22 protein-coding genes and 1 pseudogene are annotated in these 24,536 nt (G+C 50.6%); 14 read left to right on the forward strand and 9 right to left on the reverse strand.

Features of this window, described 5'->3' with window-relative positions; translation table 11 throughout:
• Positions 1-81: 81 nt before the first annotated feature.
• Together B157_RS0113005 and B157_RS0113010 are read left to right on the forward strand one after the other, a co-directional pair.
• On the forward strand, positions 82-1,560 hold the full coding sequence (locus B157_RS0113005; RefSeq protein ID WP_245565077.1) for a sensor histidine kinase: 1,479 nt from the start codon (positions 82-84) through the stop codon (positions 1,558-1,560).
• On the forward strand, positions 1,514-1,978 hold the full coding sequence (locus tag B157_RS0113010) for a response regulator (RefSeq protein WP_020603759.1): 465 nt from the start codon (positions 1,514-1,516) through the stop codon (positions 1,976-1,978). The genes B157_RS0113005 and B157_RS0113010 overlap by 47 nt, the downstream gene beginning before the upstream one ends.
• Positions 1,979-2,006: 28 nt before the next feature.
• On the opposite strand, the gene dacB is transcribed toward B157_RS0113010, so the two are convergent.
• Positions 2,007-3,551, reverse strand: coding sequence for a D-alanyl-D-alanine carboxypeptidase/D-alanyl-D-alanine endopeptidase (gene dacB / locus B157_RS0113015; RefSeq protein ID WP_020603760.1), 1,545 nt, complete (start codon positions 3,549-3,551; stop codon positions 2,007-2,009).
• Between the two features lie 138 nt (positions 3,552-3,689).
• On the opposite strand from dacB, the gene B157_RS0113020 reads away from it, so the two are divergent.
• The 8 genes from B157_RS0113020 (at position 3,690) to B157_RS0113055 (ending at position 10,936) form a co-directional block, all read left to right on the forward strand.
• A complete protein-coding gene (locus tag B157_RS0113020) occupies positions 3,690-5,135 on the forward strand; it encodes an MBL fold metallo-hydrolase RNA specificity domain-containing protein (RefSeq protein ID WP_026308673.1) in 1,446 nt (481 codons plus the stop codon).
• 115 nt (positions 5,136-5,250) lie between these two features.
• Positions 5,251-6,219, forward strand: a complete 969-nt coding sequence (locus tag B157_RS0113025; protein ID WP_020603762.1) for an acetyl-CoA carboxylase carboxyltransferase subunit alpha — start codon at positions 5,251-5,253, stop codon at positions 6,217-6,219.
• A 147-nt stretch (positions 6,220-6,366) separates the two neighbouring features.
• Positions 6,367-6,642, forward strand: coding sequence for a hypothetical protein (locus B157_RS0113030; protein WP_020603763.1), 276 nt, complete (start codon positions 6,367-6,369; stop codon positions 6,640-6,642).
• 5 nt (positions 6,643-6,647) lie between these two features.
• Positions 6,648-7,796, forward strand: a complete 1,149-nt coding sequence (locus B157_RS0113035; RefSeq protein ID WP_157618429.1) for a zinc metalloprotease — start codon at positions 6,648-6,650, stop codon at positions 7,794-7,796.
• 43 nt (positions 7,797-7,839) lie between these two features.
• Positions 7,840-8,325 (forward strand): RNA polymerase sigma factor, encoded by a 486-nt coding sequence (locus B157_RS0113040; RefSeq protein WP_020603765.1) that lies wholly within the window; start codon positions 7,840-7,842, stop codon positions 8,323-8,325.
• 3 nt (positions 8,326-8,328) lie between these two features.
• Complete coding sequence (locus B157_RS0113045) at positions 8,329-8,961, forward strand: hypothetical protein (protein ID WP_020603766.1); 633 nt, start codon at positions 8,329-8,331, stop codon at positions 8,959-8,961.
• Between the two features lie 99 nt (positions 8,962-9,060).
• The gene (locus B157_RS0113050) at positions 9,061-9,717 is read left to right on the forward strand and encodes an HAD family hydrolase (RefSeq protein ID WP_020603767.1); all 657 of its coding nucleotides are present in this window, start codon (positions 9,061-9,063) and stop codon (positions 9,715-9,717) included.
• Positions 9,718-9,787: 70 nt separating this feature from the next.
• Complete coding sequence (locus tag B157_RS0113055) at positions 9,788-10,936, forward strand: site-2 protease family protein (protein WP_020603768.1); 1,149 nt, start codon at positions 9,788-9,790, stop codon at positions 10,934-10,936.
• A 10-nt stretch (positions 10,937-10,946) separates the two neighbouring features.
• Here B157_RS0113055 and B157_RS0113060 read toward each other — a convergent pair whose 3' ends face one another.
• From B157_RS0113060 to rpiB, 4 genes are all read right to left on the reverse strand, one after another.
• Positions 10,947-11,564 carry a 3'-5' exonuclease gene (locus B157_RS0113060; protein ID WP_020603769.1) on the reverse strand — a complete coding sequence of 206 codons (618 nt, stop codon included), beginning with the start codon at positions 11,562-11,564 and terminating at the stop codon, positions 10,947-10,949.
• Positions 11,565-11,779: 215 nt separating this feature from the next.
• The gene (locus tag B157_RS0113065; protein WP_020603770.1) at positions 11,780-13,753 is read right to left on the reverse strand and encodes a S9 family peptidase; all 1,974 of its coding nucleotides are present in this window, start codon (positions 13,751-13,753) and stop codon (positions 11,780-11,782) included.
• 109 nt (positions 13,754-13,862) lie between these two features.
• Positions 13,863-15,989: an FUSC family protein gene (locus B157_RS0113070; protein ID WP_020603771.1), complete on the reverse strand. Its 2,127-nt coding sequence runs from the start codon at positions 15,987-15,989 to the stop codon at positions 13,863-13,865.
• Positions 15,990-16,093: 104 nt separating this feature from the next.
• Complete coding sequence (rpiB, locus tag B157_RS0113075; RefSeq protein ID WP_020603772.1) at positions 16,094-16,525, reverse strand: ribose 5-phosphate isomerase B; 432 nt, start codon at positions 16,523-16,525, stop codon at positions 16,094-16,096.
• A gap of 127 nt (positions 16,526-16,652) precedes the next feature.
• Between rpiB and zwf the strand changes: the two genes are divergently transcribed.
• The 4 genes from zwf to B157_RS0113095 all read left to right on the forward strand — a co-directional run bounded on the left by zwf (position 16,653) and on the right by B157_RS0113095 (position 20,993).
• Positions 16,653-18,212, forward strand: a complete 1,560-nt coding sequence (zwf, locus tag B157_RS0113080; RefSeq protein WP_020603773.1) for a glucose-6-phosphate dehydrogenase — start codon at positions 16,653-16,655, stop codon at positions 18,210-18,212.
• Positions 18,213-18,274: 62 nt separating this feature from the next.
• Positions 18,275-18,619 (forward strand): cupin domain-containing protein, encoded by a 345-nt coding sequence (locus B157_RS0113085; RefSeq protein ID WP_020603774.1) that lies wholly within the window; start codon positions 18,275-18,277, stop codon positions 18,617-18,619.
• 9 nt (positions 18,620-18,628) lie between these two features.
• A complete protein-coding gene (pgl, locus tag B157_RS0113090) occupies positions 18,629-19,369 on the forward strand; it encodes a 6-phosphogluconolactonase (protein WP_020603775.1) in 741 nt (246 codons plus the stop codon).
• An 88-nt stretch (positions 19,370-19,457) separates the two neighbouring features.
• Positions 19,458-20,993 (forward strand): capsule assembly Wzi family protein, encoded by a 1,536-nt coding sequence (locus tag B157_RS0113095; RefSeq protein WP_157618430.1) that lies wholly within the window; start codon positions 19,458-19,460, stop codon positions 20,991-20,993.
• Positions 20,994-21,079: 86 nt separating this feature from the next.
• Here the strand turns inward: B157_RS0113095 and B157_RS38265 are convergent, their stop codons facing one another.
• The 4 genes and pseudogenes from B157_RS38265 to B157_RS38980 all read right to left on the reverse strand — a co-directional run.
• On the reverse strand, positions 21,080-21,271 hold the full coding sequence (locus B157_RS38265) for a hypothetical protein (protein ID WP_157618431.1): 192 nt from the start codon (positions 21,269-21,271) through the stop codon (positions 21,080-21,082).
• Between the two features lie 155 nt (positions 21,272-21,426).
• Positions 21,427-21,903 (reverse strand): hypothetical protein, encoded by a 477-nt coding sequence (locus B157_RS0113105; protein ID WP_020603778.1) that lies wholly within the window; start codon positions 21,901-21,903, stop codon positions 21,427-21,429.
• Between the two features lie 100 nt (positions 21,904-22,003).
• A complete protein-coding gene (locus tag B157_RS0113110) occupies positions 22,004-23,758 on the reverse strand; it encodes a GMC oxidoreductase (protein ID WP_020603779.1) in 1,755 nt (584 codons plus the stop codon).
• A gap of 429 nt (positions 23,759-24,187) precedes the next feature.
• Positions 24,188-24,536 (reverse strand): annotated as a pseudogene (locus B157_RS38980) (hypothetical protein); the annotation flags it as partial.

Consider the following 24,536-nt stretch of genomic DNA (forward strand, 5'->3'; position numbering starts at 1 on the left):
AGTAAGTGGTTGACCCGTGCTGAATTGCTTTGATTAGGTATCCTTTTTTACATTTGCTGCCGAAACCTGCTCCTCCCACGCATGAATCTTGCTGCTCAATTTGCCCCCAGACTAATGAACCGGCGCATTGCGCTGGGATTCATTAGTGCGATGGTACTTATTGCATCGGGATTTGCTATATCATTTTACAGCTACAATCAATATAGCCAGGATACTGGCCGAATCAGGCATACGTATGAAGTAACTGGCACACTTGAGCGAATTTTATCGCTGGTAAAAGACGTTGAAACGGGATCGAGAGGCTACATTATCACCCGCGATACTACCTATCTGGAACCTTACCACAAGGCGCTTAAACTGTTGCCGGGCGAGATTACCCGTTTACGAACCATAACCACCGATAATCGAGTTCAGATTAGTCGTCGTAATCTCCTTGGAAAACTCGTTAAAGACAAACTGGCCGTGACCAGAGCCCGGCTGGATGTCAGACCTTTTGATAAGAACAGTCTGGCTGTACGAGCAGAGGGAAAGCGCCGGATGGACGTTTTGCGTAAGCACGTGGCCCTGATGATCGACACGGAGAATGCCATGATGGATATCCGGAATCGCCAGGCGGCCCGCTCTTTCCGGAACACACTCATCATTATTTTTGCCCTGTCTTTACTAACGTTTATGAGTCTGGCCGTTTCCCACCGTTTGCTTGAACAGGAGTTGACCCGGCGGCAAAAAACGCTGGATCAGCTTCGGGAATATGAAGATCAACTGAAAGGGCAGATCCGGCAACTGGAAACATCCAATGAAGAACTGGAGCGGTTTGCATTCGTGGCCAGTCATGATCTACAGGAGCCGTTGCGAAAAATCCAATCGTTTGCCGACCTAATCACCGATCGCTATAGTAACCTGTTCGATGAGGATAGTATGTTGTTTATGGGAAAAATATCGGGTTCTGCCCGGCGGATGTCCAAGTTGATTAAAGATTTGCTCAACTTTTCGCGTATTTCAAATCACCAGGAAGTATTCAAAACGGTTGAACTGAATGCCATTGTCCGGCGTATTCTGGACGATCAGGAATTGCGGCTTAAAGGGATAGATGTGCAATTGGAAGTAGGAGATCTGCCTGTTGTTCAGGCCGTTGCCAGTCAGATGGACCATCTGTTCAATAACTTAATTTCTAACGCACTGAAATTTACCAGGGTGGGGGTTCAGCCTTTGCTTCGCATTCAGTCCCGTTTGGTGAATGGAGAAGAGTATACTGGTTTACATCCTAATCGCCCTTATTTCGAGATTACCATAACCGACAACGGAATTGGGTTTGAAGAGAAGTATCTAGACCACATTTTTAAAGTTTTTCAACGATTACACGGTAAAACCTCTTTTGAAGGCACGGGCATAGGTCTTGCCATTTGCAAGCGGGTGGTCATGAGCCATCATGGGCACATAACAGCCCGTAGTCGGCCCAATGAAGGGACAACGTTTGTGGTGGTTTTACCGGAAAATCAATTTATTCAACCTTATGACAGAGCAACTTCAACCGAAGCCCATTCATATCCTGCTGGTTGATGACGACGAAGATGACCGCTATCTGACGCGGGAAGCGTTTCATCAGCATTATCCTTCCAGCCGTATTTCATTTGCCGAAGATGGCGAAGATCTCCTGGATTTTCTGAACTACAAGGGCCGCTATGCCGGGGCCGCTCATACATTACCGGAGCTTATTCTGCTTGATCTGAATATGCCCCGTAAGGATGGACGGGAAGCACTGCGCGAAATCAAAAAGAACGATCAGTTTCGGCACATTCCCATTGTAGTGCTTACCACCTCAGATGCTAAAGATGACGTGGAGACATCCTACTTTAATGGGGCTAACAGCTTCATTACCAAGCCTCCAACGTTTCAACGGCTAAGTGAGGTCACCAAAGCCATTGGCCAGTATTGGTTTAGCGTGGTAACCGTTTGTGAACACCAGGAGGAGTCGTAAGGGGCGTAGACGTCATCGATCAACTGATTTACTTCCCCTTTAACTCCACCATTCCCACAAAAACCTTTTCCAGTTCGCTGGTCACGGCGCGGTTTTGGCCGGGTGTATATTTGTTAACCAGTACGCAGAAACTCATCGGCTCGCCATCATCGGCTTTGAAATAACCGGCATAAGCTCTTACTCCTTCGATAGAGCCACTCTTGGCCCGAATGTTACCCGCTGCGGCTGTGCCACGGGCCAGGCTGCGTACCGTACCCGTCTGGCCCACTACCGGAATCGTTTCATAAAATTGTGAAAATGTTTTTTCCCGGCCTACAGCGCTCAGAATACCCGTCATGTTGTCGGCGGTGAGTGCCCCTACCGCCGACAGGCCACTGCCATCCTTGATCCGAAATCCATCCAGATTAACGCCTTTCTTTTTCCAGAACTGCGTTAGTATGTCGATACTGGCTTCTGTAGTTCGAATTGTTTTATCAAGAGCAAGGGCCGCTGTTCGCAGGAGGGCTTCCGCGTAGAGATTGATACTCTGGTAGTTCGTTTGCTGTATCAGGTTGGTTAGTATGGGAGATTTATACTGATTAAGCAGTGTACGTTTGCCGTTTGCCGGGATAGTAGTGGATAGGCCACCACCTATTGAAACGGCCGGATTAATGATCGGTACATTATTCTGTATTAGCTGATTCTGTAAGGCGTAGGCGGCAAAATAAGCCGGATCAGGCAGGGAGCCTTTTACACTGAACTCGTTGGCCGGTGCGCCCAGAGGTACTTTACCCGTTAGCCACTGCTGGTTTGTGAAGGGGGCGCCGTAAATATTGACCTGATCGCCCGTACGGGGCGCATCGGTCGTAACGGTATTGTTGAAGGTAAGATAGGGCAGGAGCGGGTCGGTACGCAGTACGGTGGCAGGGGTATTCATACTTCGGCCCGGCTGGAAAAAGACCCGAAACAGATTCTCGTTGATGTTCAGGGCACTCAGACTGGCTCCGTAGTAATTACCCAGATCGCCAAAGGGCCAGGTATCGGGGGTGGTCAGGTCACTGTATAAACTGGCATCGCCAACCACCATGCCCTGAATCCGGCGGATACCCGCTGCCCGAACGGCTGTAGACCAACTGGTAAGCAACCCGGATAAGTCGGCGAAATTGGTAAATCGCCAGCTCCCCAGCGATGGGTCGCCGGTACCGCGTATATACAGATTACCCGTTAATACGCTGTCTTTTATAGTGCCGTCGTATTCCAGCGACGTGGTATACGTATACTGGCTTCCCAGTACCGATAAGGCCGTGGCGGTCGTAATGAGTTTGAGAGTGGACGCTGAAGGCAGGCTCAGCCGGGCGTTGTAGCCAACGAACTCCTGCCCATCGCGCACCCGCCGAACCGATAGGGCAACCGTTCCGAAACGGGCTGCCGGACCAGCCTGAAAGGCTTCCACTATCCTGATAAGACGCTGTACGCCTGCTGAATCGGCCGGTGGTTCGGTTTGCGGCAAAGCACTGGCCAGTGTATAGCAAACGAATGAACAGGTAAGTGCGATGAAGAAGCGTAACGGGTAAAAACGGGGAATAAAGCGCATTGGGGAACAGTTAGGCGATTCGGAGGGTATTTCGTACTTTTGCAAACTTACGAAAAGTGCACTATCCTACTTGCCTTGAAATGATGCTCCTTTCATTATACTTCGGATAGAGGATATTGATTAGTTAAAGTTGTACGCATGAAATTATCATTTTTAGGGGCAGCCCGGCAAGTAACAGGTAGTATGTACCTGCTGGAGTTGGAGGATGATTACCGCATCCTGATTGACTGTGGTTCTGACATGGAGCGATCCGGTCCACGGGAGGCCGGTTCGAATGGGCAGGCAACCCCCGTTGTTACGCACCCCGGCCTGTTTCCCTTCGAAGCTTCGAGTATAAATCTGGTTCTGCTGACACACGCGCACATGGACCATTCGGGAAACTTGCCAAACCTGTTTCGTGAGGGATACGAAGGGCAGATTTTGTGTACCGAACCTACGTTTGCCTTAGCCAATGTACTGCTTAAAGATGCGGCTTCGCTCAATCAAAAGCGTATAAATGAGCTGAATGTAAGCAAAAAACAACGCGTTAAAGATCGGCAGGTACAGATGCAGAAGGATCTGTATTTAGACCTGCAGGTTCGGGAAACGATGGAAAACGTAGTTCCCATTGGGTTCAACCGGAAGTTCAGAGTAACTGATAACGTAGACGTTACGTTTATGCCTGCTGGTCACCTGCTGGGCGCAGCACACATTCTGATCAACGTTACGGAAAATGGTGAACGCAAAAGTATTTGTTTTTCGGGCGATATTGGCCGTAAAAACTACCCGCTTCTGGTTGACCCGTCTACCGTTCCGCCCGTCGATTATCTGGTGTGTGAAAGCACGTATGGCAACCGGCTTCATGAAAATACGATGTCGCCCGAAGATGCGCTGGCTGATATTATTCAGCAGGCCTGCATTGACATTCCGGGGCGACTTATCATCCCATCCTTCAGCGTTGGCCGAACCCAGGCATTGCTGTACACCCTGAACCGGCTCTATACCGAACGGGGGTTTCCACCCATCAAGGTTTTTTCGGATAGCCCCATGGGGTACGAAAGTACCAAGGTGTACATGCAGCACATAAAAATGCTGAATGGCGAGGCTCGCGAATTTTACAAGGAAAATGAATCCCTGTTCGATTTTGAAAACTTTCAGTTTTTGGAATCATCAAAAGCCAGTAAAGCCGTCTCTAACTACGGAGAGCCATGTATCATTATCTCATCGTCGGGAATGGTGCAGGGTGGCCGGGTTGAGTACCATGTAGCCGAAAATATCAGTAACCCCTACGCCACCATACTCATAATCGGCTATTGCGCCGAAGGAACGCTGGGATGGCGGTTGATGAACGGACAATCGACGCTCACGATCAAAGGGAAAGAGCATCAGGTACTGGCCAATGTGAAGAAAATCGACGTGTTTAGTGGACACGGAGATCGAAACGATCTGATTAATTTTGTACAAATGCAGTCACCCGAAACACTCCGGTCTATTTTTCTCGTCCACGGCGAGTATGAGAGCATGGAGTCGTTCAAGATAACCCTGGCCGAAGAAGGGTATCCGCAGGTGATTATCCCGAAAAAAGGCGAGAGCTTTGAATTATAAGTAATGGGAGTGAGGAGCGAGGAGTGTGGAGCCATCCGGCAGCAAAAATAAATTAACCGTTTTTTTACCGCCGGATGGCTCCTCACTCCCCGCTCCTCACTCCTGACTCCTATCTATGAGAACATACCTGGATTTTGAGAAACCGATTGCTGACCTCGAAGCACGGCTGGAAGAGACGAAAAAACTGGCCCAAACCAGTAACGTCGATGTGAGCGAAGCGGTTTCTATACTGGAGCAGAGTATCGACAGACTGCGCCGGGAGATTTTTCAGAACCTCACGCGCTGGCAGCGGGTACAGCTTTCCCGGCACCCCGACCGCCCGTATACCCTCGACTATATTTCGCTCATGTGCAATCAGTTCATCGAATTGCACGGCGACCGAACCGTTCGGGATGATCCAGCCATGGTGGGCGGCTTCTGCGAACTGGGCCGCACCGGCGAACCGGGTCAGACCGTTATGATCATCGGGCAACAAAAAGGCCGCAACACCAAGCAACGGCAATACCGCAACTTCGGAATGCCTAATCCCGAAGGATACCGTAAAGCCCTGCGTTTGATGAAGCTTGCCGAGAAGTTCAACAAGCCCATCATCACCATGATCGATACACCGGGCGCGTATCCGGGTCTGGAAGCGGAGGAGCGCGGTCAGGGGGAAGCCATCGCCCGGAATCTGAAAGAAATGTTTATGCTGACGGTGCCGGTCATCTGCATTATCATTGGGGAAGGTGCATCCGGCGGAGCACTGGGCGTAGCCATCGGTGACCGGGTCATGATGCTGGAAAATACCTGGTATTCGGTGATTTCGCCCGAAAACTGCTCTACGATCCTCTGGCGAAGCTGGGATTTTAAGGAGCAGGCCGCCGAGGCCATGAAACTAACGGCCCGCGATATGAAAGCCAATAAATTGATTGATGATATAATAGTAGAACCAATTGGCGGAGCGCACAATGATCATCAGGAAATGGCCAATCATTTAAAAGAGGTTATTCTGAACACGCTGGCTGAACTCAATGCGCTCGACCCACAGGAACGTATCAATCAGCGTATTGAGAAATTCTGCGACATGGGCGTCGTGATGGAATAAGTGTACCTACTAAACGGTGTAGAAAAAGCCGCTGGGATTATCCCAGCGGCTTTTTTCTGTTCGAAAGGTGCAAGGTTAAAAAAAAGGCAGCATTTTGTAATGTTTTGCAGGTATCAGCGACTAACAGGTTATAAACCAGTTAAAACCATGCACATTACCAATCAACCAGCTAACACAAAGACACGATCTATAGTCATAAATCGCGTCCTGTACGGAGCCTTTGTTCTGTTATGTCTTTATTATTTCCTGACCGGCTCCTATGAAGATGCGGCCGTCAACCTGGGGATCGGATTGATTTTTGATCCGTTCGACCAGACCGTTCGCTGGAACGACCGACTACGCTGGCAACGGGCCTGGCTCATTGTCCACCTGTTTGTCATGTTGGGGATCATTTTGCTTTACTGGGATACCTTCGGATCCTGATGGCTATGAAAAAGAAGGATATACCCAACATGCTGATTGCTGCGCTGACAGGGGCTGTTCTTAGCTACGGTGCTATTCGGCTCATGGAATATGCCTTTCCGGTTGCCGTACTGAAAAATATGCTTCGGTCGGCTACTGGCTGGGAAGATGCGGCCAAGTTGAGCAGTGTGCTGGTGGCCATGTGGGCCGCCCTGCTGGTGCATGAACTGGGCCACCTCCTCACGGGCCTGGCCCTTTCCTTCCGCTTTAGTATACTGGTAGTGGGACCATTGGGTATTCGCCGGAACCCGGATACCGACCGGGTAGAGTGGTACCTCAACCGGGATGCCAGACTCTACGGGGGAATTGCCGGAACCGTACCCCTCGATATAGGGCCTCATCTCCGGTCGAACTTTGCGGCCATCGTGGCGGCCGGACCCGCTGTTAGTCTACTTTCCGGTGTTCTGGCAATTTGGCTGAGCTACACCACTGCATTTTCCCTCACGACCGACTCGTCGGCACTGGCACGGTTTCTCGTTTGTTTCACGTTAGTTTTTGGAATCTTTTCGGGGATGCTTTTTCTGGCAACAACCGTCCCGGGTCGAACTGGCCCTTTTTTTACCGATCGTGCCCGTTTTTTTCGGCTGATTGGCGGAGGGCACCCGGCCGATGTAGAACAGGCAACGCTCGAACTGCTGGTCCATAGTCAGTCAGGACAAACGTATGCAACCATCAACCCGGACCAGATTGCGTTGCTGCTCAACGAACCGGAATCATCCATCCGTTTATTTGCCCATATAATGGCTTATTATCGCCATCTGGACCGGCAGGAAACGACGGCGGCCTTTGATCACCTGAAACAGGCAGAAGCCCTGCTCGATGATCAGCCCGATGTGATGAAAATAGAGATCTGGAAAGAACTGGCCTTTGCCTACGCCTACGTTGAGCTGGATGTGAAGCAGGCGCTAGCCAACTGGTCTAAAATTAAACCGTCGCCCGATGAATTTCCATCGGCTTATGGGTATCTTTTCTGGGCGGCTCTTTCCCGCGCGCAGGGCGAACCCGCTGAGCAGATCAACGACTGGGTAAGCAAAGGGTTGACGGCACTGCCGGCTACACTAACCCGCAGCGAAGATCGGTTACGGCATCAATTATTGACGAGTATCAGTATGTAGAAAAAAGAGTAGTTTAGTTGATATTATCCTTCGCTACCTCTATATGTTGTCAGAGCACGAATTTGTCCGACAAATTCGCCAGCATCAGAAAATCATTCATAAAGTTTGTCACCTCTACGTCGACAAACCGGAGGATCGTGAGGACTTATTTCAGGAAATTTTGCTGAACGCCTGGAAAGCGAACCGTACGTTTCGGCAGGAGGCTGCGTTTTCAACCTGGCTGTATCAGATCGGGCTGAATACCGCCATTTCCTATTTTCGTCAGGTAAAGCGAAAACCAGTTCAACACGAACTGGATGAGGCACTGCAACTGCCCGACCTGAGCGACGACGCTACTGAAAAGCAGTTTGCCGCGCTCTACAAAGCCATTGGGCAGTTGAACAAAATTGATAAAGCGGTAGTCATGCTCTATCTCGACGAGTATGATTATGCGGCCATTGGCCAGTTCCTGGGCATTACGCCCAATTATGTGGCGGTAAAAATGAATCGCATCAGGCAACAGCTCAAGCAAACCGTACAACCGGACTAAGAAATGGAACTGGATGATTTTAAACTAGCCTACCAGACTCATTTCGAGCAGGTTCCTGATAAGTCCGGGGCCGATCTGGACGGGATGCTTCAGCAACGATCGCACACGGCCATCGAGCGTATTATGCGTAATCTGTTGTGGGAAGTGGGTGCGTCCCTGGTTATCCTGGTGGTGCTTTCCCTGATTATGGCAACCTGGTCGTCAACGATCTTTCGATGGGTAGGGGCGGGTCTGGTGCTCATCAGCATCATTCAGGTAGTGCTGTTTACGGGGCAGTATCGCCAGCTGAAGGCCCGCCTGAATCAGGCAACGGGATCGGTGCATCACCATCTACAGGAAATGGTGGCTATTATCAGCCGGTTCGTACGTATCTACTACCGCTATTGCATGAGTTCCATTCCGTTGGGTGCGCTGCTGGGAGGCTATATCGGTGCTACTGCCGATACCAGCGATCCGGCCTTTGCTGCCCTTCCGGAAAAGCCGACAATGGTCTTTATGGTGCTTTCACTGGTGTTGGCCGTTGCTGCCGTAATCGGGACCTATTTTATGCTCAAATGGTATATTCATCGCCTGTATGGTCGGTACCTGAACGAACTTAATCAGTGTTTGATCGACCTGGGTGAGGTATCCAGTTAGCTGATTTAAAAACTTTGTCCCTCGTTTATCGCTGTTTGTGAGCAAATCAAGCGTTATCTTTGGCCACCGGTTTATTTTCTAAGCGACTACCGGATGTGAATGGACTCCGCCAACCATACGCCAATTCTCAAAAACCTTATTTTTGATCTCGGTGATGTGATCATCCCGATTGATCTGACTGCCCCCGCCCGGAATTTCGCGATGCTGGCCAATATGCCCGAAGAGGATGTGCGCGCCATCTGGAAACAGCATGATATCTGGAATCGGTACGAAACGGGCCTGGTCGACGATGAAGCCTTCCGGGATCACGTTCGACAGTTGCTTGGTAACCGCAGCGACGGATCGTCTGCGTGGGCCGATGAGGTGATCGACACGGCCTGGAACAGCGTACTGCTCGATTTGCCCATCGAACGCGTTGAGCGTATCAAAGAACTGGCACCCAACTACCGGCTGTTTCTGCTGAGCAATACCAGTCCTATTCATATTCGGCAGGTAAACCAACTGCTGACCAATCTGAACCAGCCGACGCTGGAAGAGCTGTTCGAGCGGGTCTTCTATTCGTACGACGTTCTCATGGCGAAACCATCGTCCGCCATTTATGAGCACGTTCTGGCCGAAGCAGGTCTGCTAGCGGAAGAAACTGCCTTTTTCGACGACAATGCGGCAAACATACATGCGGCTGCCGGGTTAGGTATTCAGGCCGTACATGTACAGCCACCCAAAACGATACTCGATTACCTGAAGAGTTATAAATGATGCATGATGAAATGTAAATGATGGATGAGTGTCAATTCATCGTTTGTAATTCATCATGCATAATTCAATTATGGACCAACGTGTTAAATCGTACCTCCTGCACGGAGGTCTTTTTTTAATTACCCTCGTTACTACCACACTGGCGGGGGCTGAGTGGATGTACGGGCGGTTGTTTATCCCGTTTGAGGGGACACAGCCGCTTGGATGGACCGAGTTTTTGGCGGGGTTTCAGTTTTCCGTGCCGTTCCTAGCTATCCTGACCGTCCATGAGTTTGGACACTATTTTACGGCAAAAGCCAACCGGGTAAAGGTAACACTACCCTATTACATCCCTATCTGGTTTGGTATTGGACAGAGCATTGGTACGCTGGGGGCGTTTATCCGCATCAAGGATTATATCAATAGCCGCCGGAAATACTTCGATATTGGTATTGCCGGGCCCCTGGCCGGGTTTGTGCTGGCGCTGGTCGTGCTTTGGTACGCATTCTCTCACCTGCCCCCACCAGAGTATATTTTTACCATTCATCCCGAATACCAGAAATGGGGATTGGATTACGGGAAGTATGCGTATCAGCACATGCCCGAAGGGGGATTGGCACTGGGTGATAACCTCCTGTTCAACTTCTTTAAAACTTATGTGGCTGATCCCACCCGGTTACCCCACCCGTATGAGATGACCCATTACCCTTTCGTACTGGCGGGATACCTGTCCCTGTTTTTTACGTCGCTTAATCTGATTCCTGTTGGTCAACTCGACGGGGGCCACATACTGTATGCCCTCATTGGCCGCAAACGATTTCAGGTGGTGGCTCCCGCGTTGTTTACGGCTTTTGCCTTTTTTGCCGGGTTAGGGATTTACAAACCAGCCGATTTTGCGGTACCGACTAACGAAGAATTCTTCTCTGAACTAGGTAATTTTACCCTTTATGTGGGTTTCCTGTTTCTGGCCTTTTCGCGCATCAGCGAAAACCGGATGACATCGCTACTTGTTACCCTCAGCGTAGTGGCTACCCAACTGGTAGTAGCCTGGGTTAACCCTGACGTGGAGGGATACTCTGGCTTTCTGGTTTTCGCTTTCATACTAGGGCGTTTTCTGGGTATCTACCACCCGGAAACGGAACTGGAGGAGCCACTCGATCTCAAACGGCAGGTGATGGGCTGGCTCGCTTTGCTAATCTTTGTCCTTTGCTTTAGCCCCCGCCCTTTTATCATTTCATAGCCTGAACGGATCAGGCGGGGAGTTTTAATCGCTCACTCAGGGCAAACACCTCTTTCAGGCATTTGGCAGTCAGTACGGCGTCTTCCAACGCGTTGTGAAAGCCATCTTCGCGGGCAAAACCGAAGTAGCTGGCAATGGCGGTCAGGCTTAACCGGTCCGGTACTTTCTGGCCGTTGGCTTTCAGCACCCGGAAGCTGAAATAGCCCAGCGTATGCAAATCGAGCAATACGCGGGAGTAAGGCCATTTCAGCTTCTCGTATCGGTACGCTTCTTTCAGAAAATTGATATCGTTGATAACGCTCTGCCCGCAGATGATGACATCGCGCAGGAATGGAGTTCGGTCCAGTTGCCCTTTCGGAACGCGCAGACCCAGGGTAGTACAGATCCATTCTTCCAGTTCGGGCAATACATCATAGATCATGGGCGCATCCTCCAGCTCGGCCAGGGAGAGGTTATGGATTTTTTCGGATGATGAGGAAAACGCTTCTTTATTTTCTGGATATACATTAGTAAGGTATTGACCCTTCTCGACCCAGTTATCGTCGAAGAGCACGGCACCAATCTGGATGATTTCATTGTAGTCCGGCTCCGGGCCGGTCATTTCGAGGTCAAGGACTAAAAAAGGCATGGTAATAGCTATTTGCGATAACTTGACAATAGATGACGAATTCGTTTTTGGAAATAAAACTGAAAAATAATCAAGCAGTTTTTCAACCGGGCAACTAAAAGGGACACTTCTGGGTCTTACTATCATACCTGCTTGCAAAGCTCCGACAACCCAACTGTCGGAGCTTTTTGCTTAATGACGTTACCAGATCGCAGAATTTGGCAGGAAGATGGGATTCACAGAGTTTCTCCCCAGATGTATTTACTGAACCAGCGATAGTTTTCTTCCATCACCTGCCGCATGGACTTTGGCTTGGTAATGCCGTGGCCGAACCCTTTATACACCACCATTTTTACGGGCACTCCTTTGTCTTCCAGCGCCAACCGCAGTTCATACGCATTGGCGATGGGTACCCGCCTGTCTAACTCGCCATGCTGGATAAGCGTAGGAGTTTTGGCCCGGCTGATGTAGCTGATGGGGGAGGTCTTCTGGTACATGTCGGCGTTATCCCAGGGAGTGCCCTGAAGGTACTGCCGGGTGAACGGCGTAATATCCGTATTCTGGTAGTAAGTGGCCCAGTTCGATATACCAGCACCGACCGACGTCGCTTTGAACCGATCACTATAAGTCGTGATGAAGGCCGAAATGTACCCTCCCTGACTCCAGCCCATTGCGCCTACCTTGTCTTTATCAACCATGCCTTTTCCAATCAGGTAATCAACGCCCGATATCACATCATCATAGTCGCCGAGGCCCAGGTTTTTAACGTTCAACGCCCGGAACTTGCTGCCATATCCCGCTGAGCCCCGATAATTTGGCCGTAACACCAGCGCTCCTTTAGCGGTAAACTGTTCAACGGGGTAGTACCGATCTGCCGTTATTGAGGGCAGGTCGATGCCCGTAGGCCCACCATGAATCACGACCAGTAACGGATATTTACGGGCCGGGTCGTAGTTGGCAGGCTTGATCAGGATACCTTCGATTACATTCCCATCGACTGATTTCCAACTCACTACTTCACGGGTAGCTGTTTTGTATGAAGCGAGTTGGGTGCTCATATCCGTTAGTACTTTGGGGGCAAAAACAGACACGGGAGACGCCTGAATTTCCGGGTACTGGTTCGGCAAGGCCCCGACAAAGGCCATCTGACGACCATCTTTACTAAAAGAAAACTGCGTAGCAATCAGATTGTCGGGTTTGGTTATACGGTCTATTTTCAGGGAAGCAGGATCAATTCTGAACAAATGGGCCGACGTCTTCTGGTACCCACTGAACAAAACTCCGTCGGACGTCCACTCCAGTAAACTCGCATTTTCATCGAACGTATTGGTCAGGATTTTGGGCGTTCCACCGGTGGCGGGTACGGTGGCAATGAGCCGATTGCTGTAGAAATAAAACTCATTTTCGTTGGCGGTCGTGAAGGCAATCTGCTGCCCATCCGGCGACCAGACCGGGTTCTGGTCCGGCCCTTTCAGCGAAACAATCTTGCGGGTTATGGTGTCGCCCAGCGTCAGAACGTATAAATCAGCCGTATGGCCATTGATGAGGTCCGGGTTTTTCGATGCATCGAAGGCAATTTTCTTCCCATCCGGCGATACCACAAAGCTGCCTACTGAAAACCCGATGCCTTTGGTCAGGGCTTTGGCTACCGCAGGTTTCTCCTTGTCCAGACTATCGAGCAGGTACAGGTGAACCATCTTGTAGTCATCGCGAACGACTTCGTAATCACTGTATTTTTCCTTGCGCTCCTTGTCGGTTTTCGCGTCGGGTACGGTAGCTGAAAAAATGAGTTGTTTGCCCGTTGGTGACCATTTAAAGGCCGTTACACCCGTCTCAAATTTCGACACCGGCCGGGCTTCTCCGCCCGTTGGACTAATTACGTACAATTGCGCCTTATCGTCACGAGTGGACAGAAAGGCCAGCCACTTCCCATCGGGCGACCAGGCCGGATTACTGTTTGATTTTTTGGAATGCGTTAACTGAAATTTATCGCCGGTTGCCGTATTGGCTATCCAGATGTCGGTGTCGTAGGCGTTATCATCCCAGTTAGTCCGGGTGAGCGTGTAGGCTACCCACCGGCCATCGGGCGAAAGCTGTGGATTCGATACGCTCTTCATGGCTATGGACTGGTCAATGGTGGGAGCCTGAGCCAGTCCGGAATACGTACTGACCAGACAGGCCAGCAGAATAAGGGGGGAGAAATAGTTCATTTGATGAGGTGAATGGTTATAAAAGCCTGAAACTAAAGAACTATACGCTAATTGAAAAGGTGGACCATGAAATTGACCGTATACCGGCAGGCTGTTGGAAGGGTGTTCGCTAGCTTACCTGTTCAACCAGTTTGATAATATCACCACTGATTTGCTGAATAAACTGGAGATGTTCCAGTAGGGAAGCATCTTCTGTAACAGATGCAGGGCGATAGGCTTCCTGCATGCCGGAATCCAGTTCAGCTTTTTCGGTCGTTTTGTCCAGCTTCTGCAGGCTTTCCGTTAGCATGAACAACGCCCTTTTGACGGGCCTCAGGTACGAAGCCGGATAAAAAACAGGCTCGCCAGCTAACCGGGCTGATGTAATGGTGGCTATGTTGGCCGACAGAACGTAGTTCAATACCACGAACTGATAGATAAGTTTCTCATTCCGCTGTTTGTGTTTCGGCTCCGAAACCATCCGGTCGAAGGTAGCTCCCAGATTGGCCGATGTAACGAACACTTCTTTCCGGGCCAGTTTGTAGTCGACCAGACCAATGCCCTTGCCCAACAAACTGTCGAGCAGTAACTGAACATAACGGACGTTTGCTCTCAGCACCGCCTGCATAGGGCTTAATAACTGTTCTGATTCCCACTTGGGAAAAAAGGCATAACCGGCTATCAGCGCAATGACACCGCCGAAGAGTGTATCAAAGAACCGTTCTTCGGCAACGCCCAGGTAATTGATACCCAGAAAACTAAACAAAATCAGGACAAAAGGAGTCAGGCAGATAACCATTACCTGGTAGTTGACGCGCTGTGCGCTATAGGTGCCCAGCATGAGCAGGGTCATAAAACCAAACTGAGCCGTTTTGTTGGGGACGAATGTGAGAATCAATACGCCAATGACACCGCCAATCAGCGTACCGCCAATCCGCTCGATATTCCGCTGTTTGGTCAGGCTGAAAGCAGGTTTCAGAATAACCGAAATCGTGAGCAGAACCCAGTAGCTATGATGGCCGTAGGGGAGTAGTTTGGTCAGGATAAAGCCCAGCAGCATGGCGATTGCCACGCGGGCCGAATGCCGGAAAGCGGAGGAGTCAGGCGTTAAACTGTCTCGAAACGAAGCGGCTGTAATGACCTGATGCGATACGAAACGGCCGTATTCGGGGTCACGGTCGGATTGAGAACCAATGTCGGCTCCCGACAGGTTGCCCTGAATCGTGGTGATTCGTTGCCGGACGGTACGCAGGCTGACCAGTACTTTTTTGAGCACCAGTGTACTCCCTTCCTGATCGCCCAGCGCGTCGATGTCCTGTTTTAACGCCTGGAGCAACGGGTCAAGTGACCGGGGTTTACCGGGCGGAATGGGTGACTGAACCGCCAGGCCAATGTGATCGAGTTCGGTGGCCAGCTGCCTGATAAGATGGGTAATCTTCTCCAGTACGCCGGTTTTACCAAAGCGGTCGCGCAGGTCCGAGTAGTCGTAGTACATGGCAATAATCTGCTCATACAGGTCAATTACATCGGTAAACGTCAGTAAGAGCAATCGGCCGGTCTGGGTCGATTCTGCCACGATACGCCTGCTTTTGAACAGTACTTCGCGCACGGCATCCTGATTTTCACTCACCACCACCTGCTGGGCAATAAATCGCCGGTAATCGTCATCCAGTTGGGTAGCGGTGGAATAGAAATCAGCCTTAATGGCCATTAGTTTGGCAATTTCATGGATGCACTTACCCAACGCCTGTTTTGCCAGCAGGTAAGGCCGCAACTGCGATACGAGCAAACTAATAATGGTGTACCATATACTACCGGCCAGCACCAGCAAACTTTCTTCAATTACCCCCTCCGGATTGAGCGGGCGGTCGAGCATCAGAATCATGATGAGCAGAGCCGCCATACCTACCGAAGCTGCCCGGTTTCCCCAGATAGCGAACATCGAGAAAAAAAAGCTGAACAGCAGAATCTCTACCGCCAGAAAATAGGGGTTCATCCGGGCAAAACCCGTAATGAATGTAACCACAAACCCAATCAGGGCCGTAGCGACCATGGCATTACGGCGGTGCATGACCGGGCCGGGAGCATCGCTCAAACTAACGTTCAACGCCCCCAGCGACATGGCAAGTCCCGTTTGAAGCGCCCCGAACTGCGCCCATACCAATGAGGGTAATAGAATAGAAAGCGTCGTTCGCAGCCCGTCAGAAAAATACTGACTGAACAGGAAGTAGCTGACTTGTCGGGTGCGTTTGTTCATGGTTTTTTAGGCAGGCAATCAGTTAGAGAGCCAGACAGTCAGTGAGTTGGCCAGCTGCTGACGCGAAAAAAACGGATCAACTCACTGACTGTCTGACCAATTGACTATCTATCCAGTTCCTGAATACGAGCCAGATGACGGCCCCCTTCAAACGGCGTATCGAGCCATATTTTTACCAGCTTCAGGGCGGTTTCTTCGTCCATCATCCGTTCGCCGAGGGAGATGACGTTGGCATCATTATGCCGGCGACACAACCGGGCCGATTCTTCGTTCCAGCATAAACCACAGCGAACGCCTTTCACCCGGTTAGCGGCTATGGCTTCCCCATTGCCCGACCCGCCCAGGACCACACCCCGGTCCACGTCACCGGCCGCTACGGCTTCGGCCACGGGCCGGATAAAAAGGGGATAATCGACGGGTGGCGTTTCGGCATACGTGCCTTTATCAATAACCTCGTGCCCGAGGTTGGTCAGAAATTGCTTGATGGCTTCCTTGTAGCGGAAACCTGCGTGGTCGGAACCAATAGCTATTTTCATGTATTAAACTAAGTAAGAACAACGCCCAAAAGTAGTGGAATCGGGGGGCAAGATGAAACCTTATGGAACTAAACTTGTTCGGAAATCAGACGGACGGTAATTTGCGCCCTCCCAATACGACCAACTTATGATACCAGCTACCAATCAGCAACCCGTTGCAACCATTTTATTTATTTTCGGCGGCAGTGGTGATCTGAACCTTCGTAAACTAACCCCTGCGTTGTATAATCTGTACCTCGATAAGTACCTGTCCAATCAATTTGCCGTAGTTGGATTAGGCCGCACTCCGTATACCGACGAATCGTTTCGGGAGCGTCTGGAGGAGGGGATAGAGTCGTTTTCAAGGCGAAAAAGCGATGGTGATAAGGATTGGAAGTCGTTTTCACCGGCTATTTCGTACCTGCCAATGGATGCTGGCAATGATGAGGCTTATACTAAACTGTCTGACTTTGTTGCTGTCAAAGAACAGGAGTGGGGGGTAGCGGCAAACGTTGTATTTTACCTCGCAGTGGCCCCGCAACTGGTGCCCGATATTGCCACGAACCTTGGCAAACTTTCGCTCTGTGGCGACAAATCACGGGTCAGGATAGTCGTTGAAAAACCATTTGGGCACAACCTGAAAACGGCTCAGGAACTAAATACACTGTTGGGTGGCCTTTTCGCCGAAGAGCAGATTTATCGGATAGACCATTACCTGGGGAAAGAAACGGTACAGAATATTCTGGCGCTGCGGTTCGCCAACTCCCTCTTTGAGCCGATCTGGAACCGTCGTTACGTGGAATACGTACAGATTACGGCGGCCGAAACGGTGGGACTGGAAGGACGGGGAGGGTACTATGAAGGTTCGGGTGCACTGCGGGATATGATCCAGAATCACCTGCTCCAGATGCTGTGTATGGTTGCGACCGAAGCGCCTATTTCGTTCGATGCCAACGAAGTGCGGAACAAAAAAGTCGACGTACTGAACGCTATTCGTCGGATTCAGCCCGACCAGGTCAAGAACGTTGCCATTCGGGGACAGTACGGACCGGGCGAATCCACCGCACCGGCGGACCGGCCGGGCGAATCCACGCCGGGCAAGAAATCAGCCGGCAAAAAAGAGGAGAAAGAAATTGTAGGGTATCGGGAAGAGGAAGGCGTTAAACCCGATTCGGCCACCGAGACATTTGCCGCTGTCAAATTATACGTTGACAACTGGCGGTGGGAAGATGTACCGTTCTATCTCCGTACGGGTAAAGCCCTGCCTAAAAAGGCCACCCTTATCACGCTCCAGTTCAAACCTGCACCATCCTACGCGTTTCCGAACGAAGCCACTGCAAACTGGCAGTCGAACCGGCTCACTATCGATATTCAACCCGATCTGGACATTCGTCTTCGGTTTCAGGTGAAGCGACCCGGACAAACACTGGCCATCGATCCGGTCGAGATGGTATTTAGCTATAAAGATGCCTACGACGGTCAGGAGCCGGAAGCCTACGAAACGCTGTTGCTCGACGTAATGACGGGTGACGCTACGCTGTTTATGCGGGCCGATCAGGTCGAAGCTGCCTGGAAAGTAGTAACGCCAATTCTGGAGGAGTGGGAAAGTAAAACCCCTGATTTTCCGAATTATACCCCCGGCTCGTGGGGACCGGATGCCGCTACGCAACTGGTTGAAAAAGACGGGTTCGACTGGACGGCCGAATAAAGATATCCGGTTTACGGTCAGCTAACCGTAAACCAAATACCGTAAACCATACACTATAACGCATGACAGCAACTCAGCTAGGGGTTCTTTTTGTAGATGATGAAAGCCTGCCGTGGGAAACGGTGGCTGATGGTGTACAGCGTAAAGTGATGACGTATGATGCCAACCTGATGATGGTAAAAGTTCGCTTTGAAACGGGTGGTATTGGGGCTGCCCACAGCCATGTCCATACGCAGATGAGTTACGTAGCCAGTGGAGCCTTTGCAATTACCATTGCCGGCGAAACCCGTACCGTGCGGAAGGGTGATGCGTATTATATACCACCCAATGTAAGGCACGGGGCCGTGTGTGTGGAAGCGGGTGAACTGGTTGATTTATTCACGCCGATGCGTGATGACTTTGTGTAAGAAACGTTCATGCAACTGATTATTAAGAAAAATCCGACCGAACTGGCCAAAGCAGCGGCCAGTTTTATTACGAAGCGCATCAACGAGGTGCTTAAAACGCAGGATCGGTTTACGATTGCCCTATCGGGGGGAAGTACGCCCAAAGCATTACACGAGCTGCTGGCTAAACCTCCTTTTGTGGAGCAGATTCCGTGGATGCAGTTGCACATTTTCTGGGGCGACGAACGGTACGTACCCATTGAGGATGAGCAGAGTAATGCCGGAATGGCCTACGATACCCTGCTTGGCCACGTTTACACACCCGAAGAACAGATTCACGTCTGGCGTACCGATCTGGAACCCGACGCTGCTGCCGCCGACTATGATCGGGTCTTACATACGTACTTTGGCGAAACAGGCGAAGCGTCGCCCGGCCCCACGTTTGATCTGGTTCTGCTTGGTATGGGCGACGATGGGCATACCCTGTCTTTATTTCCCGGCACTGACGTTGTCCACGAAAAAAAAGCCTGGACGAAAGCTTATTTTCTGACGCAGCAAACGATGTTCCGACTGACGCTAACGGCACCCATCGTGAACCGGGCATCCTGCATACTGTTTCTGGTGGCAGGGCCTAAGAAGGCTGAACCGCTCAAGGAAGTACTGGAAGGAGCCTATAATCCTGATACTTATCCCTCCCAGCAAATCAGGCCGGAAACGGGTGAACTTATTTGGCTGGTCGATGAAAAAGCGGCTGAAAAGCTGGCTCATTGAGCAATTGCTTACCAGGAGTGTCCTTATTAATCTTTTTAAAACCGTCCACTTCTTCAATTGTATTGTTTTCTTGCTTAAGCTATTGCTGATGCACTTTATACCTCGGGGTTTACTTATTTTAATATTGGTTACTGCTTACCAGAAAGCAGCCGGGCAACCTGACTCTTTAAGGAGAACGACGCAGGCTTTCGTAGAAGCAGGGGCGTTGGGGAAATCGGGACCAGCGGTACCTTTCTGGCAGCGTGCCAATCAGTATGGCACTGTTCCGCTGGCTAACTCATTTGTAGCCGTGCGGGCCGGTATTTCATCTGACTACAGACCGGGGCAAAACCGGCAGGTAGACTGGGGATACGGGTTTGATGTTGTCGGGAATATGGGTCCCATACCAGCTAATCAGCAGGTATTTCTGCCCGAAGCGTACATTAAAGCCCGCTGGCGGCAGTTGGAGATATATGTCGGTCGCCGGAAAACCATTGCGGGTTTGGTGGATACATTACTAACGTCGGGTGCCTATGCCATGTCAGGAAATGCGCTCCCGTTGCCAACCATTCAAATCGGGACCCGTGGGTACGTTCCCCTTCCTTTCACAAAAGGGGCTATCAGCATCAATGCAACGTTTGCCAACGCCTGGTTTGAAAATGTAAACCGGAAGGTTTCCAACGCGCTGATGCAGCAGTCAACCTTGTATATTCGAATTGGCCGACCATCGGGACCTGTCCGTTTATATGGCGGTATCAATCACCAGGTTACCTGGAATGGATACTCTCCCTTCATAGCACCCGGCGTGTCGAACAATGGACAGTTACCGTCCAGCTTCAAGGCTTATTTATATGCGATAACGGCTTTGCCGTACCCTAATGCCGCCGTGGATGGTAATGTCACGTCGTTCGATGAAACGAACCGGATCGGTAACCACCTGGGTTCGCTGGATCTGGGAGCTGAATTTGATGTGGGTGATTTCACTATTTTTGTCTACCGCCAGAATCCTTATGATACGGGTGCCATCTGGTACCTGACCACTATCGCCGACGGCCTAAATGGCCTTAGTATTCGCCGGAAATCGCGCGGGGACAGTTATATTTCGGTAGACAGGGCACTTGTCGAGTTCCTGTATACAGTTGACCAGGGCGGAAATGAGTTTGTTATCGAAGACCCGCAACGCCGGGGCAAAGTTGATTACTTTAACAATGCACAATACATTGATGGCTGGACAACCCGCGCTCATACTATTGGCACCCCTTTTCTCACACCCGAAGGTGACATAAATCCCGCCATACCGTATGGTCCTATTGTCAATAATCGGGTATCAATGGTACACGCAGGAGTAAATGGCCGGGTAGGAGAGAAGGCCGTGTGGCTACTCAAACTATCGTACAGTCAAAACCTGGGAACCTACAACGCTCCACTACCAGGGTTTCCCCGGCAGTTTTCGGGTTTGTTAAAGCTATCGGCTCCGGTGCAGTTACCAGTCGTTGGTCTTTTACATATAAATGCCACGGTTGCGACCGATCAGGGGGCGTTGTTGCCTAATTCGACCGGGGGATATATCGGTCTGCGTAAAGACTGGTCGTCTGGTCGTCAGAAAACACCCGTCCGGAAAAGCCAGGGTGGTTTTTCCCATTAGCGTTTACGGGAATGATCCCTGTTAACACAAGAAGACCCTCAATGCTGAGGGTCTTCTTGTGTTAACAGGCTAGTCTGAAAGGACACTTACTTGATGGTATCCTTCATGGTGGTATCGCTCATCATCGTAGTAGAGTCGCTCATCATGGTTGTCGAATCGCTCATCATCGCAGTCGTATCCGTTACGGTCGCAGCTGATTCTGTGGATTCGGTTTTCGTGCTGGAACAGGCAGTAGCCAGCGCCATCACTGATAGAAAGAAGAATGCTGATTTTTTCATGGTTGTACTGAATTAAAACGGTTTGTTTGCCATTAATTCAGGACAATCAAAAAAGTAACCCACCGGCTCTCCTATTTTTTTTGTTAACTGATTCCCAGTGGCTAAACGGATGAACGGGATTGAGTTTTTGCCTGTTGACAAGGACAGGCAAAAACTCAATCCCGTTCATCGATAGCATCGTAGGCTAAACCAGCAGCCAGGGCGTAAACGGCATGGTGCAGGGCATCGATGGCAATGGCTTTAGGCTCCTGTTCCGTAACGGGCGGCACTACATCCAGTTTGGGTAATAAGGTCAGGGCAGTACCCATGATCGTGGTAAAATGAAGTAGGGTAGCAGGCCACCCCTGTAATCCAACCATCGACATGATACCCCGGGGTATACCCCATACGGTTCCGTAGGTCCAGTGAATTTCCTGCGAAACCTTCTCCCGGTTAGTCTTATTGGTTGGCTTGATGTCGAGCACCTTGGACACTGCTTTCACGGGGGTTGTACTGGGTGCCCGATCGGTCAGTTTCATTTCAATCAGTTGTGAGACCGTAATGGCTACTGTCCCGGCAAGGCCGGCCAACATACCGGCACCCACAGCCAGTGCTAATCCTTTCAGGGGGTTCTCTGCTATTTCACGTTTCATACAGGTGTTCTCATATTTTGTTAGATACGCGGCAATATAAGCAATCGGCTACCCTGTTCCTGCTGGTTATCCCGGAAATGACACTTGTTCAGGCACTATTTTATATATTCTTTTTCTTGACCTGGTCAATCAAATACTCGCTCGTTCGCATGGAATTGGCCAGAATGGTCCAGGTTACGTTTTTATCTCCCTGCGATGGGAAAGCGGCCGCATCGACAACAAAGAGATTTTTTACGTCGTGCGCCTGCTGGTATTTGTTCAGGGCTGACGTTTGCGGGTCATTCCCCATCCGAACGGTGCCCACTTCGTGAATAATCCGGCCGGGGGCCGCCAGACCGTATCCGTGTGCCGTATCGGGACCGGGTTTCGGACCGAGGGCAATACCGCCCATAGCGTGAATAATTTCCTCGAACGTATCCTGCATGTGTTTGGCCTGCTTCACCTCATAATCCGACCATTTGTAGTGAAAACGAAGCGTTGGAATACCGAATTTATCGACCTTGTTCGGGTCAATTTCGCAGTAATTACTTTCGAGGGGGACCGGCTCACCCCGACCCGCCATGCCAATGTAAGCCCCGTAGAATCGCCGGTAATCATCTTTCAGGCTGGCTCCGTAGCCACCACCGGGCTTCGTCTGGCCATCGCGACCGGGAATCGTGCCGTTCATGGATTCGATACCGCTGCCAAACCCATAGCCGGGCATGCCCATACCACCTCCGTACTCGATGTGGTACCCACGCGGGAAATCCAGTTTTTTGTTGTCCAGCCACCAGGGCGTAAAGACGTGCATGCCCCCCACGCCATCTTCGTTATAGCGTTTGCGGTCCATCAGGGCCGGTATAAAGGCCGAACGGCTGGCTCCGGTGGAGTCATTGAGGTATTTACCAACTACGCCACTGCTATTGGCCAGCCCATTGGGAAAGCGGGACGATTTAGAATTGAGTAGAATCCGTGCGGTTTCGCAGGTGCTGGCACCCAGCATCACGGTTTTGGCCCGAATGGTTATTTCTTCCATGTTGGCTTTGTTGATGTAACTCACGCCCGTGGCCAGTCCGGTTTGTGGGTCGGTCAGCACTTCGCGGACCATCGCCCCGTTTATCAGGGTTACATTGCCGGTTTTTACAGCGGGAATACAGAGTACCGATGAGGCCGAGAAATCGGCGTAGGCCTGGCAGCCCCGATTACACTGATGGCAATAAAAGCAGGCCCCGCGCTCGTTGTTGATGGGTTTGGTCAGGATACTCAACCGCGATGGAATAACCGGGATGCCGATGCTCCGGGCTCCTTTTCGAATCATCAGTTCGTGCAAACGCGGTTTGGGTGGTGGCAGAAAAATACCGTCGGGTTCATTCGGGAAATTCTCGACAGAACCAAATACCCCAATCAGTTTATCTACCCGGTCGTAGAATGGTTTTATGTCGTCGTAGCCGATGGGCCAGTCTACGCCGACGCCGGTCATGCTGTGCCGCCGAAAATCGTCGGGACCAAACCGGAGGGAGATACGCCCCCAATGGTTAGTGCGCCCGCCGAGCATCCGGGACCGGAACCAGTGAAACTCACCACCCGCTTTGGATGAATAGGGTTCGCCTTCGATATCCCAGCCACCCCAGGCTGCATCGAAATCCCCGCCCGAACGGGCATCGGTAGCGGCTCCACGCCGGGGCGATTCCCAGGGCCATTTCAATTGGGTGATGTACTTTGGGTCGGCCGGGTCGAAGTAGCCGCCCGCTTCGAGCAGTGCTACTTTAGCACCGGCTTTGGCTAATGTATAGGCAGCCATGCCGCCCCCGGCACCTGAGCCAACGATAACAACGTCGTAAGTAAGCGGGGCTTTTTTGAGTTGAGGTATATCCATTTCTGTAATCAATCAATGCTAGTTGGCTTAATAAGGTAAATACAGGCCTTATTTACTGATTGATGGGTATGATTGAAAAGTAAAACCCCGGTATGGACCGGGGTTGGAGTGTTGCACTGTTATCTTTTTGATAAGGACTTTCTGGTAAAAAAGACTAACCTCGTAGAGATGGCATCTTTGTAGAAAATAAACAATTTACAAGCTCTTAAGAACTCCGCAGGAGTGATATAATTTACCAAAGATGCCACTCCTGCGGAGTTCCTGGATACTCAACAAGCCTATAAAGATTTCAGGCCTACTGCATGTACAAAGTATTGACTATCATATTTTTAGATCAGCACCCATAAGCGAGTTGTCTTTGTTGGTTAACGAAATTTCTGAAATAAGGATTTTTATAGCTTTCTCTTCCAATCAATAGTTCGTCAATAATTAAGCAGCTATACAGCCGAAACTATACAGTTGACGCACTTGAGGGTCATTTTTAGTCAGCTCAGTGCCTTGCGGTAAGATGGAAAAAAAACGATCCAGTAATAACTTGTTGTGATACAGGGTCTTTACATCAGCCATCGAAAAAGGCTGCTGACCAACGCCCTGCTCTATTTTGGCGATATTGACCGCTGACAAAGCGGTGTTCACATGGAAATCCAACTTGTTGACCGACCGGGCCTGACAGTCAGTGAGACCCGTAAACTGCTTAGCATCGCGGATTAAAAACTCCTGTTGATAGCGCAGTCGGTAGTACTTCACAATCAGCCAGGCGGGTAAGGTTAGGTCCGTT

Source organism: Spirosoma spitsbergense DSM 19989 (assembly GCF_000374085.1).
GTDB lineage: Bacteria > Bacteroidota > Bacteroidia > Cytophagales > Spirosomataceae > Spirosoma > Spirosoma spitsbergense.

Coding starts and splice junctions, on each gene's coding strand:
- B157_RS0113010 (WP_020603759.1), top strand. CDS start 1,514: ATGACAGAGCAACTTCAACCGAAGCCCATTCATATCCTGCTGGTTGAT.
- B157_RS0113020 (WP_026308673.1), top strand. CDS start 3,690: ATGAAATTATCATTTTTAGGGGCAGCCCGGCAAGTAACAGGTAGTATG.
- B157_RS0113110 (WP_020603779.1), bottom strand. CDS start 23,758: ATGGATATACCTCAACTCAAAAAAGCCCCGCTTACTTACGACGTTGTT.
- B157_RS0113055 (WP_020603768.1), top strand. CDS start 9,788: ATGGACCAACGTGTTAAATCGTACCTCCTGCACGGAGGTCTTTTTTTA.
- pgl (WP_020603775.1), top strand. CDS start 18,629: ATGCAACTGATTATTAAGAAAAATCCGACCGAACTGGCCAAAGCAGCG.
- B157_RS0113050 (WP_020603767.1), top strand. CDS start 9,061: ATGGACTCCGCCAACCATACGCCAATTCTCAAAAACCTTATTTTTGAT.
- B157_RS0113045 (WP_020603766.1), top strand. CDS start 8,329: ATGGAACTGGATGATTTTAAACTAGCCTACCAGACTCATTTCGAGCAG.
- zwf (WP_020603773.1), top strand. CDS start 16,653: ATGATACCAGCTACCAATCAGCAACCCGTTGCAACCATTTTATTTATT.
- B157_RS0113105 (WP_020603778.1), bottom strand. CDS start 21,903: ATGAAACGTGAAATAGCAGAGAACCCCCTGAAAGGATTAGCACTGGCT.
- B157_RS0113040 (WP_020603765.1), top strand. CDS start 7,840: ATGTTGTCAGAGCACGAATTTGTCCGACAAATTCGCCAGCATCAGAAA.
- B157_RS0113060 (WP_020603769.1), bottom strand. CDS start 11,564: ATGCCTTTTTTAGTCCTTGACCTCGAAATGACCGGCCCGGAGCCGGAC.
- rpiB (WP_020603772.1), bottom strand. CDS start 16,525: ATGAAAATAGCTATTGGTTCCGACCACGCAGGTTTCCGCTACAAGGAA.
- B157_RS0113030 (WP_020603763.1), top strand. CDS start 6,367: ATGCACATTACCAATCAACCAGCTAACACAAAGACACGATCTATAGTC.
- B157_RS0113025 (WP_020603762.1), top strand. CDS start 5,251: ATGAGAACATACCTGGATTTTGAGAAACCGATTGCTGACCTCGAAGCA.
- B157_RS0113035 (WP_157618429.1), top strand. CDS start 6,648: ATGAAAAAGAAGGATATACCCAACATGCTGATTGCTGCGCTGACAGGG.
- B157_RS0113005 (WP_245565077.1), top strand. CDS start 82: ATGAATCTTGCTGCTCAATTTGCCCCCAGACTAATGAACCGGCGCATT.
- B157_RS0113070 (WP_020603771.1), bottom strand. CDS start 15,989: ATGAACAAACGCACCCGACAAGTCAGCTACTTCCTGTTCAGTCAGTAT.
- B157_RS0113095 (WP_157618430.1), top strand. CDS start 19,458: ATGCACTTTATACCTCGGGGTTTACTTATTTTAATATTGGTTACTGCT.
- B157_RS38265 (WP_157618431.1), bottom strand. CDS start 21,271: ATGAAAAAATCAGCATTCTTCTTTCTATCAGTGATGGCGCTGGCTACT.
- dacB (WP_020603760.1), bottom strand. CDS start 3,551: ATGCGCTTTATTCCCCGTTTTTACCCGTTACGCTTCTTCATCGCACTT.
- B157_RS0113085 (WP_020603774.1), top strand. CDS start 18,275: ATGACAGCAACTCAGCTAGGGGTTCTTTTTGTAGATGATGAAAGCCTG.
- B157_RS0113065 (WP_020603770.1), bottom strand. CDS start 13,753: ATGAACTATTTCTCCCCCCTTATTCTGCTGGCCTGTCTGGTCAGTACG.